Genomic DNA, 16,836 nt, shown 5'->3' on the forward strand with positions numbered 1-16,836 from the left:
GAAATTACCTTGCCGATACCGCAGAATTAGCCTCAACACCGCCGCTGGAGGGGGGCGATACCGCATCCCTACCGAAGGCAGGCCGAGTGAGCCCAAGGGTTCGCTCTTTTTTTCGAGGAACCTGGAGATCGACCATGAGTCACTTTCTGGATCGACTGAAGTACCTGGCCAACAAGCCGCCGCAATTCGCCGACGGCCATGGCGAAACCCGTGATGAAGCCCGTTACTGGGAAGACGGCTACCGTCAGCGCTGGCAGCACGACAAGGTCGTGCGCTCCACCCATGGCGTGAATTGCACCGGTTCCTGCAGCTGGAAGATCTACGTCAAGAACGGCCTGGTCACCTGGGAAAGCCAGCAGACCGATTATCCGCGCACCCGCCCGGACCTGCCCAATCACGAGCCCCGCGGCTGCCCGCGTGGCGCCAGCTACTCCTGGTACCTCTACAGCGCCAACCGCCTGAAGTACCCGCTGGTGCGCCAGACCCTGATCAGCCTGTGGCGCGAGGCGCGCAAGACCCATGGCGATCCGGTGGATGCCTGGGCGTCAATCGTCGAGGACCCGGCCAAGACCAAGCAGTACAAGCGCACCCGGGGCCTGGGTGGCTTCCTGCGTGCCGACTGGGACGAACTCAACGAGCTGATCGCCGCGGCCAACGTCTATACCGCCAAGCAGTACGGGCCGGACCGGGTGATCGGCTTCTCGCCGATTCCCGCCATGTCCATGGTCTCCTACGCCTCCGGCGCTCGCTACCTGTCGCTGATCGGCGGGGCCTGCCTCTCCTTCTACGACTGGTATTGCGACCTGCCGCCGGCCAGCCCCCAGACCTGGGGCGAGCAGACCGACGTGCCGGAGTCCGCGGACTGGTACAACAGCAACTATCTGATCGCCTGGGGCTCCAACGTGCCTCAGACCCGCTCCCCAGACGCCCACTTCTTCACCGAGGTGCGCTACAAGGGCACCAAGACCGTCGCCATCACTCCGGACTACGCCGAGGTCTCCAAGCTCTGCGACGAGTGGCTCTCTCCCAAGCAGGGCACCGACGCCGCGCTGGCCATCGCCATCGGCCACGTCATTCTCAAGGAATTCCACCTCGAGAAGCCCAGCGCCTACTTCACCGACTACGTGCGCCGCTACACCGACATGCCGTTTTTGGTGGAGCTGGAAACCCGTGAAGATGGCAGCTACGTGCCGGGCCGTCAGCTGCGTACCTCGGATTTCGAGAACGCCCTGGGCCAGAGCAACAACCCGGAGTGGAAGACCGTCGCCTGGGACGAGACCTCCGACCGCCTCGTCGTACCCCGCGGCTCCATCGGTTTCCGTTGGGGCGAGGAAGGTCGCTGGAACCTGGAGCCCCTGGACGCAGACGGCAAGGAGGTCAAGCTGACCCTGTCGCTGGCCGAGCGTCACGACGAGATTGCCCGCGTCTGCTTCCCCTACTTCGGCGGCATCAAGCACGAGCACTTCGACCATGTCGAGGCCAACGAGGTACTGCATCACAGCCTGCCCGCCAAGCGCCTGACCCTGGGCGACGGCCGCAAGGTACTGGCGGTCACCGTGTTCGACCTGATGTGTGCCAACTACGGCATCGACCGCGGCTTCGGAAAGGAAGGCGAGGACGACGGCGCGACCAGCTACGACCAGGTCAAGCCCTATACCCCCGCCTGGCAGGAGAAGATCACCGGGGTGCCCGCGGAGAAGGCCATCCGTCTGGCCCGGGAATTCGCCGACAACGCGGACAAGACCCACGGGCGCAGCATGATCATCGTCGGTGCCGGCATGAACCACTGGTACCACATGGACATGAACTACCGTGGCCTGATCAACATGCTGATCCTGTGCGGCTGCGTGGGGCAGACCGGCGGCGGCTGGGCGCACTACGTGGGCCAGGAGAAGCTGCGTCCGCAGACCGGCTGGCTGCCGCTGGCCTTCGGCCTCGACTGGAGCCGCCCGCCGCGCCAGATGAACGGCACCTCGTTCTTCTACAATCACTCCAGCCAGTGGCGTTACGAGAAGCTCGAGATCAAGTCCATCCTCTCGCCGCTGGCCAAGGCCGAGGACCATCAGGGCAGTCTGATCGACTACAACGTGCGCGCCGAGCGCATGGGCTGGCTGCCTTCCGCACCGCAGCTCGATACCAACCCGCTGCGCCTGGCCAAGGCGGCCAAGGACGCCGGCAAGTCCACCGCGGATTACGTGGTCGATGAGCTCAAGAGCGGCAAGCTGCGCTTCGCCGCGGAAAAACCGGACAGCCCCCAGAACTTCCCGCGCAACATGTTCATCTGGCGCTCCAACCTGCTGGGCAGTTCCGGCAAGGGCCACGACTACATGCTCAAGTACTTGCTCGGGGCCAACCACGGCATCCAGGGTAAGGATCTGGGCAGCATGGACGGCATCAAGCCGCAGGAAGTCGATTGGCAGGAGGAGGCCGCCGAAGGCAAGGTCGATCTGCTGGTGACCCTGGACTTCCGCATGTCCACCACCTGCCTCTACTCGGATATCGTGCTGCCCACGGCGACCTGGTACGAGAAGGACGACCTCAACACCTCGGACATGCACCCGTTCATCCACCCGCTGACCGCGGCCACCGATCCGGCCTGGGAATCGCGCAGCGACTGGGATATCTACAAGGGCATCGCCAAGGAGTTCTCCCGGGTGTGTGTCGGCCACCTCGGCGAGGAAACCGATCTGGTGACCCTGCCGCTGCAGCACGACTCCCCGGGAGAGCTGGCCCAGACCACCGTGCTGGACTGGAAGAAGGGCGAGTGCGAGGCCATTCCCGGCAAGACCATGCCCAGCCTGATCGAGGTCAAGCGCGACTATCCGGCCACCTACGAGCGTTTCACCTCGGTGGGGCCGCTGCTCGAGAACATCGGCAACGGCGGCAAGGGCATCAGCTGGAAGACCGAATCCGAGGTCGAACTGCTCGGCAAGCTCAACCGTCGCAAGCTGGACGGGCCGGCCAAGGGCCAGCCGATCATCGACACGGCCATCGACGCCGCCGAGGTGATCCTGACCCTGGCGCCGGAAACCAACGGCCAGGTGGCGGTCAAGGCCTGGGGCGCGCTGTCCAAGATCACCGGACGCGATCACACGCACCTGGCCGAGCCCAAGCACGACGAGAAGATCCGCTTCCACGACGTGGTCTCCCAGCCGCGCAAGATCATCTCCAGCCCGACCTGGTCCGGCCTCGAGGATGAGCACGTCTCCTACAATGCGGGCTACACCAACGTTCACGAGCTGATCCCCTGGCGCACGATCTCCGGTCGTCAGCAGTTCTACCAGGATCATGCCTGGATGCGGGCCTTCGGCGAGAGCCTGCTGGTCTATCGTCCGCCGATCGACACCAAGGCGGTGGCCAGCGTGCATGCGCCGAAGAGCAACGGCAATCCGGAAATCGCCTTGAACTGGATCACCCCGCACCAGAAGTGGGGCATCCACTCCACCTACTCGGACAACCTGCTGATGCAGACCCTGTCCCGGGGCGGACCCATCGTGTGGATCTCCGAGGATGATGCCAAGGCCATCGGCATCGAGGACAACGACTGGATGGAGCTCTACAACGCCAACGGCGCCATCGCCGCACGGGCGGTGGTCAGCCAGCGCGTCAAGGTGGGCATGGCGATGATGTACCACGCCCAGGAGCGCATCGTGAACGTGCCCGGTTCCGAGATCTCCGGCACCCGGGGCGGTATCCACAACTCGGTGACCCGGATCTGCCCCAAGCCGACCCACATGATCGGCGGCTACGGTCAGCTGGCCTATGGCTTCAACTACTACGGCACCGTCGGCTCCAACCGCGACGAATTCGTCATCGTGCGCAAGATGAAGCGCATCGACTGGCTGGACGGCGAGGGCAATGACTACGAACAGGAGTCCGTGAAATGAAGATTCGCTCACAAGTAGGCATGGTCCTCAATCTGGACAAGTGCATCGGCTGTCACACCTGCTCGGTGACCTGCAAGAACGTCTGGACCAGCCGCGAGGGCATGGAGTACGCCTGGTTCAACAACGTCGAGACCAAGCCGGGCATCGGCTATCCCAAGGAGTGGGAGAACCAGAAGAAGTGGCGCGGCGGCTGGCTGCGTCGCAAGGATGGCGGCATCGAACCGCGCATCGGCGGCAAGTGGCGGGTGCTGGCGAACATCTTCGCCAATCCCGACCTGCCGGAGATCGACGACTACTACGAGCCGTTCACCTTCGACTACCAGCATCTGCACACTGCCAAGATCGGCGAACACCAGCCCGTGGCGCGGCCGCGTTCGCTGATCTCCGGGCAGCGCATGAAGAAGATCGAATGGGGCCCCAACTGGGAGGAGATCCTCGGCACCGAGTTCGCCAAGCGCCGCAAGGACGTCAACTTCGAGAAGGTCCAGGCCGACATCTACGGCCAGTTCGAGAATACCTTCATGATGTACCTGCCCAGGCTCTGCGAGCACTGCCTGAACCCGACCTGCGTGGCTTCCTGCCCGAGTGGCGCGATCTACAAGCGGGAAGAAGACGGCATCGTGCTGATCGACCAGGACAAGTGCCGCGGCTGGCGGATGTGCATCTCCGGCTGCCCCTACAAGAAGATCTACTACAACTGGAAGACCGGCAAGTCCGAGAAGTGCATCTTCTGCTACCCGCGTATCGAGGTAGGCTACCCGACGGTATGCTCCGAGACCTGCGTGGGGCGGATTCGCTACCTGGGCGTGCTGCTCTACGACGCGGATCGCATCAAGGAGGTCGCCGCCTCCGAGGACGAGCGCGATCTCTACCATCGCCAGTGCGAGATCTTCCTCGATCCCCACGACCCCAAGGTCATCGCCCAGGCACGCAAGGACGGCATCCCGGACAACGTGATCAGTGCCGCCCAGGCTTCGCCGGTCTACAAGATGGCGATCGACTGGGGCCTGGCCCTGCCGCTGCACCCGGAATATCGTACCCTGCCGATGGTCTGGTACGTGCCGCCCCTGTCGCCGATCCAGTCCGCCGCGGAGGCGGGTCACGTGGAGTTCGACGGCATCCTGCCGAAGATCGAGTCGCTGCGCATCCCGGTGCGCTATCTCGCCAACATGCTCACCGCCGGTGACGAGGCGCCGGTGGTACTGGCACTCAAGCGGCTGATGGCGATGCGTCTCTACATGCGCGGCAAGCACGTGGAAGGCAACCCCGAGGCCGACGTGCTCGACGAAGTGGGCTTGAGCGTGGCCCAGGTGGAGGAGATGTATCGCTACCTGGCCATCGCCAACTACGAGGATCGCTTCGTGATCCCCACCAGCCATCGCGAGATGGCTCGGGATGCCTATGCCGAGCGCGGCGGGTGCGGCTTCAGCTTCGGCGACGGCTGCCACGGCGGGAGCGATCGGACCAATCTGTTCGGCGGACGCAGCCAGAGATCGACCCTGGTCCAGCCGGTGGAGACCTTCGATCCGCAGCCGGAGAAAGAGAAGGAGGTGCAGTCATGAGCAACCAGGCAGTCATGAGCGACGAGGCAGCCGTGAGGGACGAGGCAGCCATGAGCGACCAGACGCTGTTGAGCCTGCGCGTGCTGGCTCGGCTGCTGGACTACCCGAGTGCGGAGCTTCAAGAGGCCGCACCGGAGATGATCGAGATCCTCGCCGAGGAGAAACGTCTGAGCCCGGCGCTGCGCCGGGCCCTGATGAGCTGGTGTCAACGGCTTCTCGAGGCGGATCTGCTCGATCTGCAGGCCGAATACGTGGCGCTCTTCGATCGCGGCAAGTCCACCTCGCTGCTGCTGTTCGAGCACGTGCATGGCGAGTCCCGGGATCGCGGCCAGGCGATGGTCGACCTGCTCGCCGAGTACGAGGCCGCCGGCTTCGTGCTCGATGCCAGGGAGCTGCCGGACCACCTGCCGGTGTTCCTCGAGTTCCTCTCCACCCGGGACGAGGCGGAAGTGGGGCGCTGGCTGGGCGAGATTCGCCATATCCTCGCCCTGCTGGCCGCGCGCCTCGAGGAGCGCGACGCGGACCACGCCCTGGTGCCCACCGCCCTGCTCGGGCTGATCGGCGCCGAGGACGAGATCGAGGCACACCGCCCCAAGGTCAAGGAGGAGGAGCCGGATCACACCGCCGAGGCACTGGACGCGGTCTGGGAGGAGGAGGCGGTACGCTTCTCCGCCCAGTCCGACGAGGACTGCGCCCTGCAGTCCGCCGAGGGCCGCCGGCTGGCCGAGCGCAAGCGCGAGGTGGCGAGTCAGCCGATTCGCATCATGCCCAACCCGGGCGCATCCTCAATCGTGGCCGATCGCTAACAGGAGAATCGCCATGTTCATGGAATATCTGCAACATCTTATCTATGGCTACTATCCGTACCTGGCGGGTACGGTGTTCCTGGTCGGCAGCCTCTTGCGCTTCGATCACGGCCAGTTCACCTGGAAGACCGGCTCCAGCCAGATGCTGTCATCGAAGAACATGCGTATGGCCAGCAATCTCTTCCACATCGGCATCATCGTGATCTTCTTCGGTCACCTGTTCGGCATGCTCACGCCGCACTGGGTCTATGCACCGTTCCTGAGTGCCGGCACCAAGCAGGTACTGGCCATCCTCATCGGCGGCATCGCCGGCGTGCTGGTGCTGATCGGGGGTGGCATGCTGCTGCATCGGCGTCTCACCAACCCGCGGATCAAGGCGTCCTCCAGCCTCATGGACACCTTGATCCTGGGAATCATCGTCTTCCAGGCAGCGCTCGGCATCATCACCGTGTTCTTCTCCCTGGGACACCTGGACGGCGAGATGATGCTGACCCTGGCGGCCTGGGCGCAGTCCATCGTGTTCTTCAGCGGTGGCGCGGCGGACTACATGGCGGAGGTGTCCTGGATCTACAAGCTGCACGTGTTCCTCGGCCTGACCATCATCCTGCTGTTCCCGTTCAGCCGTCTGGTGCACGTCTGGAGCATTCCCCTCGGTTACTTGGGACGGAATTACCAGATTGTCAGACGTAGAGGCTAAAACTGGCCTTGCTTGACCAGGCGTTGTTGGAGATCGGCATCAAACTGCTCATTTACTTCGGTAAACTCCGCATTTTCGCCGCTCTCCGCCTAGCCTGGCCATCGCACGCTCAGTTTTGAGGTTGAGGAGATAAGCTATGCAACTGATCGAAGTCGAGAACCTGCCCGGGGGGAGCGCCGCTCCCCCGATTCGGGTCGGTGACGTGGCGATTGCCGAAGAGGCGATCGCCCAGGAGATGCAGTACCACCCCTCGGAGACCGTGGGTGAAGCCCAGCTCAAGGCAGCCCGGGCCCTGGTGGTACGCGAGCTGCTGAGCCAGCGGGCGGTGGAACTCGGTCTGCCCCCCGTGGTGGATGCCCAGGGTGTCGAGAACGACGCCGCGATGACCGAACTGCTGGACCGGGAGCTCGAGGTGCCGGAGCCGGACGAGACCGCCTGCAAGCGCTTCTTCGAAGCCCACCCGGAGCGCTTCTATGACCCGGTGCAGCTCAAGGTGCGGCACATCCTGCTGGCCGCGGCGCCAGATGATGCCCAGACCCGGGATGCCCAGTATCACGAGGGTGTCGAGCTGCTCGAGGAACTGACGGTGGTACCCGAACGCTTCACCGAGTTCGCGCTGCGTCATTCCGCCTGCCCCTCAAAAGACGAAGGTGGGGAGCTGGGATGGCTGACCGCCGGGCAGACCGTGCCCGAACTCGACCGTGCCCTGCAACACCTGCCCGAAGGGCTGCACGATCGCCCCCTGGCATCGCGTTACGGTTGGCACCTGGTCAGCATCGACAAGCGAGTCGAGGCCCAGCCGCTGCCCTTCGAGGCGGTCGCCGACAAGGTACACCATACGCTGCACGAGCAGGCCACCCGACGCGCCCTGCGCCACTACCTGCTGGCGCTGGAGGAGACCTACGGTGTCGAGGGGCTGGCCCTGGACGAGGATGCGGATGGCGCCTTGATGCAATAGCGTGGCCCTTCCGGGGCCACTGGTGGAGGCAAGGGCCCGCCCTACCGGGCGGCCGGCGGATGGAAAAGGTATAACGATCATGAGTTCCGGGACTTCGCACACGTCACAGGATGAGGTATCGACCAAGCCACAACATCTGCGCGAGCTGGTGATCAAGGTCCCCTGGCTCAGGCATCTCGAAGCCAAGCAGCTGGATGACCTGATGGCCTCGTCCTGCGTCCGGGTCGTCGAGCATCATGAATGGCTGTTCCACCAGGGCGAGGCCGCACGTTGGCTGTATGTCGTGCTCGGTGGCGGTGTGCGCCTGGTGCGGACCGCCGAGGATGGTCGTCTGGCGACCATCCGCTGCGCCGAGCGCGGCGATACCGTGGGCGAGTTGAGCATGCTCTCGGACAAGCCGCGTTACCTCTATTCCGCCGAAGCGCTGGCCCGCACCCATGTGCTGGTGCTGGATCTGGCCCTGTGCTGGCAATACGTCGACGCCAGTCCCGACTGCCGTGCGAAGTTCATGCTGCAACTCTCCGAGGAACTGACCGATCGTCTGGAGGACATGGTACTGTTGACCCAGGGCGATGCCATGTCGCGATTGATCGGCTTCATCCTGCGCCAGTTGCCGGTGCCGCCCCGGCTCCCCGGCGTGGTCCACCTGGATACGCCCAAGTACCTGCTGGCAGCCCAGCTGGCGATGACTCCCGAGACCCTGTCGCGATTGCTGACCCGCCTGCGCGAGACCGGGGCCATCAGCGTCGAGCGCGCGCGACTGATCGTGCACGATGACCAGCAGCTGCGTGAGCTGATGGCGAAAAGGCATTAGGGGCTCGCCGGTGGCGTCACCACATTAAACTTTCAATGATAAAAATATGATAGCTATTCATGCTCGTTCGGGAAGCTTTAGCGATAAATGGATCGAATATTGTGAAAGACACCGTATCGCTTACAAGGTAGTCAATTGCTATGCATCCAATATCATCGAAGAGATGCATCCTTGCAGCGGGTTGATGTGGCACTGGAAAGAGGACGATACCAAGGCGCTGCTGTTTGCCAGGCAGTTGACCGTCGCGCTCGAGGCAATGGGCAAGCAAGTCTTTCCCGGCAGCGCCACCATCTGGCACTACGACGACAAGATAGCGCAGAAGTATCTGCTCGAAGCGCTGGATGCGCCGCTCATTCCCACCCACCTCTTCTATGATGAACGCCAGGCGATCGCATGGACGAATACCACCGAGTTTCCCAAGGTGTTCAAACTCAGAGGCGGAATACTCTCTGAAAATGTGCGCATCGCGAGGGACAAGAAGGCAGCCATTCGTTTCATTCGCAAGGCCTTCGGTTCCGGCTACAGGGCCAAGAGCCGTGTTCACTATCTCAACACGCGGATGCGGCGTTTCTGGCGGGAAAAGAGCTTGAAATCCTTCGTCGGTATCGGCCGGGGCGTCTACCGCGTCCTCTTCCCCACAGCCAAGGTGGCGAGCAATAGGTCTATCGAAAGGAACTACGTCTATTTTCAGGATTTCGTTCCCGACAACGATCACGATATTCGCGTCGTCGTCATCGGCGCCCGGGCGTTTGCCATCAAGAGGCTGGTGCAGGAAGGCGATTTCCGGGCCTCGGGTAGCGGGCACATCGTCTACGATCCCCGGCAGATTCCCGAAGAGTGCCTGAAGGTCGCCTTTGACGTCACCGAGCAGCTCGGCTCCCAATGCGCCGCCTACGACTTTGTCTTCGGCGAGAGCGGCCCGATGATCGTGGAGGTGAGTCACAGTTTCTGGCCAGCGGTGCACCGTCCCTGTCCCGGCTACTGGACGAAGGAGCTTGCCTGGGTGGACGGAACGTTCTCCTTCGAAGACTTCATGATCGAGGATTTCGTCGGGGAGTGTACCCACGCGCGAGAAGAGAGGAGTGCATGACGCCTTGACGCCAACTTGCACTGCCTCGCTCGATGCTCTCCACGATGAAGGCTCCTATCGCCTGAGCCGCCGGCGACAGGCTGCGGCGCGCGGATTTTAGCAGACCGATCTCGCGCTCGACGTTGGGATCGGCGAAGGGAATGAAGCGAAGCCGTGGATGTTCTTCCGGGAAGGCCAACTGTGGCAATGTAGTGATGCCCACGCCGGCTTCGAGCATCGCCGTCAGCGAAATCATGTTGGCGACGAAATAGGCGTTCTGCTCGATCAGCGGTGCCGCCTTGGTGCCTTCCAGCAGGCGTGATGTCCCGTTGCCGATCAACGCATGGCCTTGCAGTTCCTGCCAATCGAGCGCCTCACGCGAGGCGAGAGGGTGATCGTCGCGACATACCACCCCGACCCTGTCGCGCATCAATGGTTTGAAATCTAGCTCATCATCTCCCTGCCATACGCTGCCCACTCCTAGGTCCGCTTCACCGCTCGTCACCTGACGGCGCACGAATTCTGCGTTGCCGTCTTGCAGGCTGACCTTGAGCTCGGGATAAAGAGCAATGAATCCCCCCAGTATGTCGGGCATGAGCCGGCTGGCGACCGAGGGCACGGTAGCGATATCGAGACGCCCGGCCTGCTTGTCGACCTGCGCCTTGAGCTCACGACTCAGCCGGTCGTGCTGGGCGATGAATTCCCGAAACCGTGGCAGGCAGTAGCTGCCGAAGGGTGTCAGCTCTACCTTGCCGCTTTTCTCGAACAATGGTTCTCCCAAGCGCTGTTCGAGCTCCTTGATCGCCATGGACAGCGCCGGTTGGCTACGGTGCAGCTGCCGTGCCGCCGCGTTGAAGCCGCCTTCATCGACGATAGCCAGCACGTAGCGCAATGGCTGAATTTTCAATTCCGGTGGCACCGTGCCTTTTCCTCTTCACGCTTCAAGCAGTAAGTTAAGTTTATCGTTCAATTTTTATAATTGATTATATTTATAGACCAATCTTCGCTAGCCTGACAGCAATCTTGCAGGAGGTTTTCATGTCCCTGGTGCACTCTCTCTACATCGACGGCGACTGGCTGGCCGGTACGGACACCCTGACCAACCTCAACCCATCGGATACCAGCGATACGATCGGCGAATTCGCCCAGGCCGGCACCGATCAGGTCCAGCAGGCCATCGTCGCGGCGCGCCGGGGCGCGGCACAGTGGGCGAAAAGCGGCCTGGAAGCCCGTTATGCGGTGCTGATGGCGATCGGTGACGAACTGATCGCGTGCAAGGACGAACTGGGTCGCCTGCTCTCCCGGGAAGAGGGCAAGACCCTGGCGGAGGGTGTCGGGGAGGTCCATCGCTCGGGTCAGTTCTTCCACTATTATGCCGCCGAGGTACTGCGCCAGATCGATGATCGGGTCGACTCGGTGCGCCCCGGGGTCGAGGTGGAGACCCGCCGCGAACCCGTGGGCGTGGTGGGCATCATCAGCCCCTGGAACTTTCCCCTGGCCACCGCGGTGTGGAAGATCGCCCCGGCGCTGGCCTTCGGCAACGCGGTGATCTTCAAGCCGGCCAATCTGGTGCCGGCCAGTGCCTGGGCGCTCACCGAGATCATCAGCCGCCAGAATCTACCGGCCGGCGCCTTCAACCTGCTGATGGGCTCGGGAAGCCGTGTCGGCGATGCGCTTGTCTCGAGCCCCGACATCGATGCGGTGAGCTTCACCGGCTCTCTGGACGTGGGACGCCGGGTGGCCGCCGCCACCGCCGGCAACCTGGTGAAATGCCAGCTCGAGATGGGTTCCAAGAACGCCCTGATCGTCGCCGCGGATGCGGATCTCGACCTGGCGGTCGAGGCCGCCTTCGCAGGCGCCTATTCCGGTACCGGCCAGAAGTGCACGGCCTCGTCGCGATTGATCGTGGTCGAGGCCGTGCACGATGCCTTCGTCGAGAAGCTGATCGACAAGCTCAAGACCGTCAAGGTCGCTCATGCCCTGGAAGAGGGAGCGCAGATCGGCCCGGTGGTGGATGCCCGCCAGTTGGAATCCAATCTGGCCTGGGTCGAGCGTGCCAAGGCCGACGGTGCCACCCTGGCCTTCGGTGGCGAGCGTCTGACACGCGACACCGAGGGCTATTACATGGCACCGACGCTGTTCACCGGGACCCGCAACGAGATGGCGATCAATCGCGAGGAGGTGTTCGGTCCCATCGCCTGCGTGATCAAGGTACGCGACTACGAGGAGGCCATCACGACCCTCAACGACACGCACTTCGGTCTGACTGCCGGCATCATCACCGATTCGCTGAGGATCGCCAGCGATTTCAAGGCGCGGGCCGAGACCGGTTGTGCGATGGTCAACCTGGCCACCGCGGGCACGGATTATCACGTGCCCTTCGGCGGGCGCAAGGACTCGAGCTTCGGCCCTCGCGAGCAGGGTCGCTACGCCCGAGAATTCTACACCCAGGTCAAGACCTGCTATGTGAAAGGAATCACCGACTAAATGTCTGCACGAACGAATCGCTGCGTTGCGCGGTGCTCAAAGACTCGCCTAACCCCATGTTATGTCTCGTCTTCTGCGCTCCGTGCGCCTTGCGTTTCATTTCGTTCGACGATTTATTCAGCGATCCTCCCGTCATGAGGAGCATGAAGATGTCCCGGGAAATGCTCGTCGTCGATGGCCTGCAGTACTCCAACTGGTCTCGCGAGATCTTCGAGCAGATGCACGAGGGTGGTGTCGATGCGGTGCACGCCACCCTGGTCTATCACGAGAACGCCCGCGAGACGCTGTCGCGGCTGGGCGAGTGGAACCGGCGTTTCGAGGCCCACGACGATCTGATCATGCCGGTGCACGAGGCGGCGGATATCGAGCGCGCCCGCCAGGCCGGCAAGGTGGGCATCTTCCTGGGCGCCCAGAACTGCTCGCCCATCGAGGACGATATCGACATGGTCGCCCTGCTGCGTCGCCTGGGCCTGCTGATCATGCAGTTGACCTACAATAACCAGAGCCTGCTGGCCTGCGGGTGCTACGAGGCGGAAGACAGCGGCATCACCCGCTTCGGCCGCCAGGTGATCAAGGAGATGAACCGGGTGGGCATGGTCATCGACATGTCCCACAGCGCCGAACGCTCGACCCTGGACGCCATCGAGCTCTCCGAGCGCCCGGTGATCGTCTCCCATGCCAACCCCCACGCCTGGCACCCGGCCAGACGCAACAAGTCGGACAGGGTGCTGGAAGCCATCGCCGAATCCGGTGGCCTGCTGGGGTTCTCGGCCTATCCGTTCCATCTCAGGGACGGCCCGGACTGCACCCTGGCGGCTTACTGTGACATGATTGCGGCCACGGCTGACCTGATGGGTATCGAGCATATCGGCATCGGTACCGACCTTTGCCAGGCGCAGCCGACCTCGGTGCTGGAGTGGATGCGCAACGGTCGTTGGTCGAAGGAGATGGATTACGGCGAGGGAAGCCAGACCAATGCCGGCTGGCCGCGCCCGCTGTCCTGGTTCCGAGACAATCGCGACTTTCCCAACCTCATCGCCGGACTCCGCCAGCGCGGATTCGACGAGGAAGAAATAGGGCGCATCATGGGACGCAATTGGGTGGAACTGCTCGAGCGTGCCGCGCCGCCGAGCGTTTCCTGACTTCGATGGCGTCTTGCCCAAGCCCAGTACCAAAAGTCGACAACAAAGGGCCTTTTATCATGAGCAATGACAGTGCAGCGAGTCACTCGTCATCGGAAAGCAATACCTCACGCTGGGGGGACCCGGTCGTCCTCGGCGTCAGCATCGGCTTCATCGTGCTGTTCGTGGCGATGTCGCTCTACGACATCGACATGGTCGCCAACGGCATCAGCGCCGGCTTCGCCTGGACCGCCAGGACCCTGGGCAGCTTCTTCCAGCTGTTGCTGCTGCTGACCTTCTTCATCGGCATCGGTCTGGCCATGACGCCGGCGGCCAATGCTCGGGTCGGCAACCGGCACACCCCGGAAATCAGCACCTTCAAGTGGTTATCGATCATCATGTGCACCCTGCTGGCAGGCGGGGGCGTGTTCTTTGCCGCCGGCGAGCCGGTCTATCACTTCGTGGTCACGCCCCCGGCCTTCGACAGCGAGGCGGGCAGCGCGGAAGCCGTGGCCGGCGCCCTGGCGCAATCCTTCATGCACTGGGGCTTTCTGGCCTGGGCGGTACTCGGATCGCTGACCGCCGTGGTGCTGGCCCATTCGCATTACGTGAAGGGACAGCCCTTGCGGCCGCGTACCCTGCTGTACCCGGTGCTGGGGGAGAGCGTGATGAGGGGCTGGCTCGGCGGCCTGGTCGATGCGCTCTGCGTCATCGCCGTCGTGGCGGGCACCGTGGGGCCGATCGGCTTCCTGGCCACCCAGGTCAGTTTCGGATTGCACGAACTGTTCGGTTTTTCCCAAGGTTACGCCACCCAACTGGTCGTGCTCGGGGTGCTCGGTGCGGTCTATGTGACCTCGGCGGTGACCGGCATCCAGCGCGGTATCCAGTTCCTGAGCCGCTTCAACGTCTTTCTGGCCCTGGCGATTGCCGTGGCGATCTTCCTCCTGGGGCCCACGCTGTTTCTGACCAACGCCTATCTGCAAGGCTTCGGGGAGTATCTCTCCTCCTTCTTCACCATGGCGACCATGACCACCGAGACGGCGCCGGCCTGGTGGATGCAGTGGTGGACGGTGTTCTTCTTCGCCTGGTTCATCGGCTACGGCCCGCTGATGGCGATCTTCGTGGCGCGTATCTCCCGGGGGCGCACCATTCGCCAGATGATCCTCGCCGTGGCGGTGATGGCGCCGATTGCCACCACCATCTGGTTCACGCTGCTGGGCGGTTCGGGAATCTTCTATCAGATGAACGGCATGATCGATCTCGGCGAGGCGCTCAACAACTTCCAGTTCGACGTGGCAACCCTGACCGTGGCCCAGGCACTGCCCGGCGGCACCTTCATGGCCCTGGCCATCCTGTTGCTGACCACCATCTTCGTCGCCACCACCGGCGATTCGATGAGCTACGCCATCGCCGTGGTGGGCACGGGGCACGACGATCCGAACCCCTTCATTCGCGCCTTCTGGGGCGTCGCCATGGCGCTGATGGCCGCCATCCTGCTGTACATGGGGTCGGGACAGATCAGTGTACTGCAGCAGTTCATCGTCATTACCGCCATTCCCGTGTCCCTGGTACTGCTGCCGTCGTTGTGGACGGGGCCCCAGGCGGCCTATGCCATGGCGCGTGAGCAAGGGCTGTTGCTGCAGCCCAAGGAGAACAAGGAGCATGCTCGATCGTGATGGGCGGTCCGATGCGGAGCCAGCGCTGCGCCCGGCCAGGCAGGTCATGGCCCTGGAACGGCTGGGCAGTCTTCACGCCAGTCGTCTGAGCTTCGTACGCACGCTGATGCGCCAGATGGCGCATCAGCACTGGCAGGTGAGCTGTCGCCGCTTCGAGCTGGACGAAGAAGGCCATGGCATCGCCATCTACCGCGTACAGACGCCCCACGGTCGTTACCACGAGGTGATCTTTTCCCAGCCTCTCGACGATGCGGCGCGCTCCGACCGGGTCATCGCCGAGGCCTGGGACGTCACCTTCGGGCTGGTCGAAGGGGAGGTGGACGAGTCCCTGCTCGAGCAGATGGCCACCAACGTGCCGTTGCAGGAGGCCGGCCGGCAGCACCCGCGACTGCTGGTGCTGTCCCGGGCCAACCGCAGCCTGCGCAACTTCGTCCATTTCACTCGGGCCCTGGCCAGCGGCCGCCAGCCGGATCCCGCCTGGCTGACCCGTGTCGGCTATCTGTATCGCACTACCGCCGTCTACGGCAACGGCAAGTTCGGTATCGCCGATTTCGCTCGCCTCAGGGACAACCCGGACTTTCGGCGGCCGTTCTCGGCCCAGATGCTGGCCGTCTACCTGCTACGCCACTTCTCCATCGCCCAAGTGGAGCATATCGCCCGGGCTCGAGGCGGGCCCAACGCGGTAGCCATGAATCCCGAACTGGGCCGGTACCTGGGAATCGGCAACTCCACGGGCCTGGGCATGGCACCTTTCCTGATCAATCACCCCAAGCTGATCCAGCAGTGGATCCACTGTCGCGAACGGGCGCTGGCCCTGGCCATCGATCAATCGCCCAGCGAGGCGGAACGTGGACGCCTGATCGAGTTGACCCGACGCGCCCTGGGCCACCTGGAGCAGACCGTCACCGAGGACGTCGAGCAGAGCGCTCGCAATGCCGCCACGGTCGCGGCACTGCCCGGGGTAGTGGCCTGGCTGCGGCAGGTGCCTCTGGCGCCGGACCTGTGGCAGCAACTGGTGGCCTGGGGGGAGCATACGCTGCCCCTGGAAACTCAGGAGCTCATCAACACCCTGTTGATCGAGCTCTACCCGCGGCAAGTGGACGCGCTCGAGGATCACATGGGCGTCGAGGAGCGCATGGAGCTGGTCCCGGACATGCCCCTGGTGCGCCTCAAGCAGCTGATCGACACCCACTACGACTGGGCGCTGAACGAAGACTACGACGCACCGGATGCCTGTTACTGGTTCTGGTATCGCTCGGCGGAGAAGGAGGAGCCACGCCTCGGCATGCGCCACGCGGAGCCCGGCCAGGAGAAGGAGATGCCGCTCGCGATCGCGCCCCGGGTGCGCAAGGCCTACGAGGCGCTGAGCCGCTTCCTGGAGGAGCATCCGCGTGCCCTGGTCGTGGAATTTCTGATCGCCAACCCTCGCCACAAGGAGGTCGTGCGGCGCATCCAGAGCATGGCTGATACGCCTTACGGGGAGATTCGCGCCAACCTCTGGCATCGCGACATGAAACCCATGCACCTGTTGCGCACCAAACTGTCGTTCTTCGGTGCCAGCCGATTCGATCCCAAGTCGGACCGCTGGGTCCGCATCACCCTGTTCCAGGGCGCGCCCCTGGTCGAGGAGCTGAATGCCGAACCGGTGGACTTGATCGATTTCGACGACTGGAGCTTTCCCCTGGAGCCCGGCATCGCAAGCGTGTCGGTGGTGGAAGCAGCGACTCGACAGGGGTGAGCCAGGCAACCTCGGGAGGGC

The 16,836-nt window shown here is 63.5% G+C and carries 12 protein-coding genes; 11 read left to right on the forward strand and 1 reads right to left on the reverse strand.

All coding sequences use genetic code 11. The features are described from left to right. Window positions 1–134: 134 nt before the first annotated feature. The 7 genes from BUA41_RS05805 (at window position 135) to BUA41_RS05835 (ending at window position 9,814) form a co-directional block, all read left to right on the forward strand. The gene (locus tag BUA41_RS05805) at window positions 135–3,887 is read left to right on the forward strand and encodes a nitrate reductase subunit alpha (protein WP_072820681.1); all 3,753 of its coding nucleotides are present in this window, start codon (window positions 135–137) and stop codon (window positions 3,885–3,887) included. Next, on the forward strand, window positions 3,884–5,449 hold the full coding sequence (narH, locus tag BUA41_RS05810) for a nitrate reductase subunit beta (protein WP_072820684.1): 1,566 nt from the start codon (window positions 3,884–3,886) through the stop codon (window positions 5,447–5,449). The genes BUA41_RS05805 and narH overlap by 4 nt, the downstream gene beginning before the upstream one ends. A 50-nt stretch (window positions 5,450–5,499) precedes the next feature. Beyond that, window positions 5,500–6,255, forward strand: coding sequence for a nitrate reductase molybdenum cofactor assembly chaperone (narJ, locus tag BUA41_RS05815; protein ID WP_371829239.1), 756 nt, complete (start codon window positions 5,500–5,502; stop codon window positions 6,253–6,255). A gap of 13 nt (window positions 6,256–6,268) precedes the next feature. Continuing rightward, window positions 6,269–6,952 carry a respiratory nitrate reductase subunit gamma gene (gene narI / locus BUA41_RS05820; RefSeq protein WP_084671188.1) on the forward strand — a complete coding sequence of 228 codons (684 nt, stop codon included), beginning with the start codon at window positions 6,269–6,271 and terminating at the stop codon, window positions 6,950–6,952. 136 nt (window positions 6,953–7,088) lie between these two features. Further along, complete coding sequence (locus BUA41_RS05825; RefSeq protein ID WP_072820688.1) at window positions 7,089–7,910, forward strand: peptidylprolyl isomerase; 822 nt, start codon at window positions 7,089–7,091, stop codon at window positions 7,908–7,910. 79 nt (window positions 7,911–7,989) lie between these two features. Further along, window positions 7,990–8,724, forward strand: coding sequence for a Crp/Fnr family transcriptional regulator (locus BUA41_RS05830; protein ID WP_072820691.1), 735 nt, complete (start codon window positions 7,990–7,992; stop codon window positions 8,722–8,724). Between the two features lie 46 nt (window positions 8,725–8,770). Further along, complete coding sequence (locus BUA41_RS05835; RefSeq protein ID WP_072820694.1) at window positions 8,771–9,814, forward strand: ATP-grasp domain-containing protein; 1,044 nt, start codon at window positions 8,771–8,773, stop codon at window positions 9,812–9,814. Here BUA41_RS05835 and BUA41_RS05840 read toward each other — a convergent pair. After that, window positions 9,756–10,712, reverse strand: a complete 957-nt coding sequence (locus tag BUA41_RS05840) for a LysR family transcriptional regulator (RefSeq protein ID WP_084671190.1) — start codon at window positions 10,710–10,712, stop codon at window positions 9,756–9,758. The two genes, BUA41_RS05835 and BUA41_RS05840, sit on opposite strands and share 59 nt — an antisense overlap. A 119-nt stretch (window positions 10,713–10,831) precedes the next feature. Between BUA41_RS05840 and BUA41_RS05845 the strand changes: the two genes are divergently transcribed. The 4 genes from BUA41_RS05845 (at window position 10,832) to BUA41_RS05860 (ending at window position 16,815) form a co-directional block, all read left to right on the forward strand. Continuing rightward, window positions 10,832–12,280 (forward strand): aldehyde dehydrogenase family protein, encoded by a 1,449-nt coding sequence (locus BUA41_RS05845; RefSeq protein ID WP_072820698.1) that lies wholly within the window; start codon window positions 10,832–10,834, stop codon window positions 12,278–12,280. Between the two features lie 149 nt (window positions 12,281–12,429). Continuing rightward, complete coding sequence (locus tag BUA41_RS05850; protein WP_175546934.1) at window positions 12,430–13,422, forward strand: dipeptidase; 993 nt, start codon at window positions 12,430–12,432, stop codon at window positions 13,420–13,422. A gap of 59 nt (window positions 13,423–13,481) precedes the next feature. Continuing rightward, window positions 13,482–15,077 (forward strand): BCCT family transporter, encoded by a 1,596-nt coding sequence (locus BUA41_RS05855; RefSeq protein ID WP_072820700.1) that lies wholly within the window; start codon window positions 13,482–13,484, stop codon window positions 15,075–15,077. Next, a complete protein-coding gene (locus tag BUA41_RS05860; RefSeq protein ID WP_072820702.1) occupies window positions 15,064–16,815 on the forward strand; it encodes a hypothetical protein in 1,752 nt (583 codons plus the stop codon). The genes BUA41_RS05855 and BUA41_RS05860 overlap by 14 nt, the downstream gene beginning before the upstream one ends. Window positions 16,816–16,836: the final 21 nt, after the last annotated feature.

Source organism: Modicisalibacter ilicicola DSM 19980 (genome assembly GCF_900128925.1).
In the GTDB taxonomy this organism is placed as follows: Bacteria; Pseudomonadota; Gammaproteobacteria; order Pseudomonadales; family Halomonadaceae; genus Modicisalibacter; species Modicisalibacter ilicicola.

Bases quoted from the DNA above. Each gene is read 5' to 3' on its own strand.
- BUA41_RS05805 (WP_072820681.1), top strand. From the start codon at position 135: ATGAGTCACTTTCTGGATCGACTGAAGTACCTGGCCAACAAGCCGCCG.
- narH (WP_072820684.1), top strand. From the start codon at position 3,884: ATGAAGATTCGCTCACAAGTAGGCATGGTCCTCAATCTGGACAAGTGC.
- narJ (WP_371829239.1), top strand. From the start codon at position 5,500: ATGAGCGACCAGACGCTGTTGAGCCTGCGCGTGCTGGCTCGGCTGCTG.
- narI (WP_084671188.1), top strand. From the start codon at position 6,269: ATGTTCATGGAATATCTGCAACATCTTATCTATGGCTACTATCCGTAC.
- BUA41_RS05825 (WP_072820688.1), top strand. From the start codon at position 7,089: ATGCAACTGATCGAAGTCGAGAACCTGCCCGGGGGGAGCGCCGCTCCC.
- BUA41_RS05830 (WP_072820691.1), top strand. From the start codon at position 7,990: ATGAGTTCCGGGACTTCGCACACGTCACAGGATGAGGTATCGACCAAG.
- BUA41_RS05835 (WP_072820694.1), top strand. From the start codon at position 8,771: ATGATAGCTATTCATGCTCGTTCGGGAAGCTTTAGCGATAAATGGATC.
- BUA41_RS05845 (WP_072820698.1), top strand. From the start codon at position 10,832: ATGTCCCTGGTGCACTCTCTCTACATCGACGGCGACTGGCTGGCCGGT.
- BUA41_RS05850 (WP_175546934.1), top strand. From the start codon at position 12,430: ATGTCCCGGGAAATGCTCGTCGTCGATGGCCTGCAGTACTCCAACTGG.
- BUA41_RS05855 (WP_072820700.1), top strand. From the start codon at position 13,482: ATGAGCAATGACAGTGCAGCGAGTCACTCGTCATCGGAAAGCAATACC.
- BUA41_RS05860 (WP_072820702.1), top strand. From the start codon at position 15,064: ATGCTCGATCGTGATGGGCGGTCCGATGCGGAGCCAGCGCTGCGCCCG.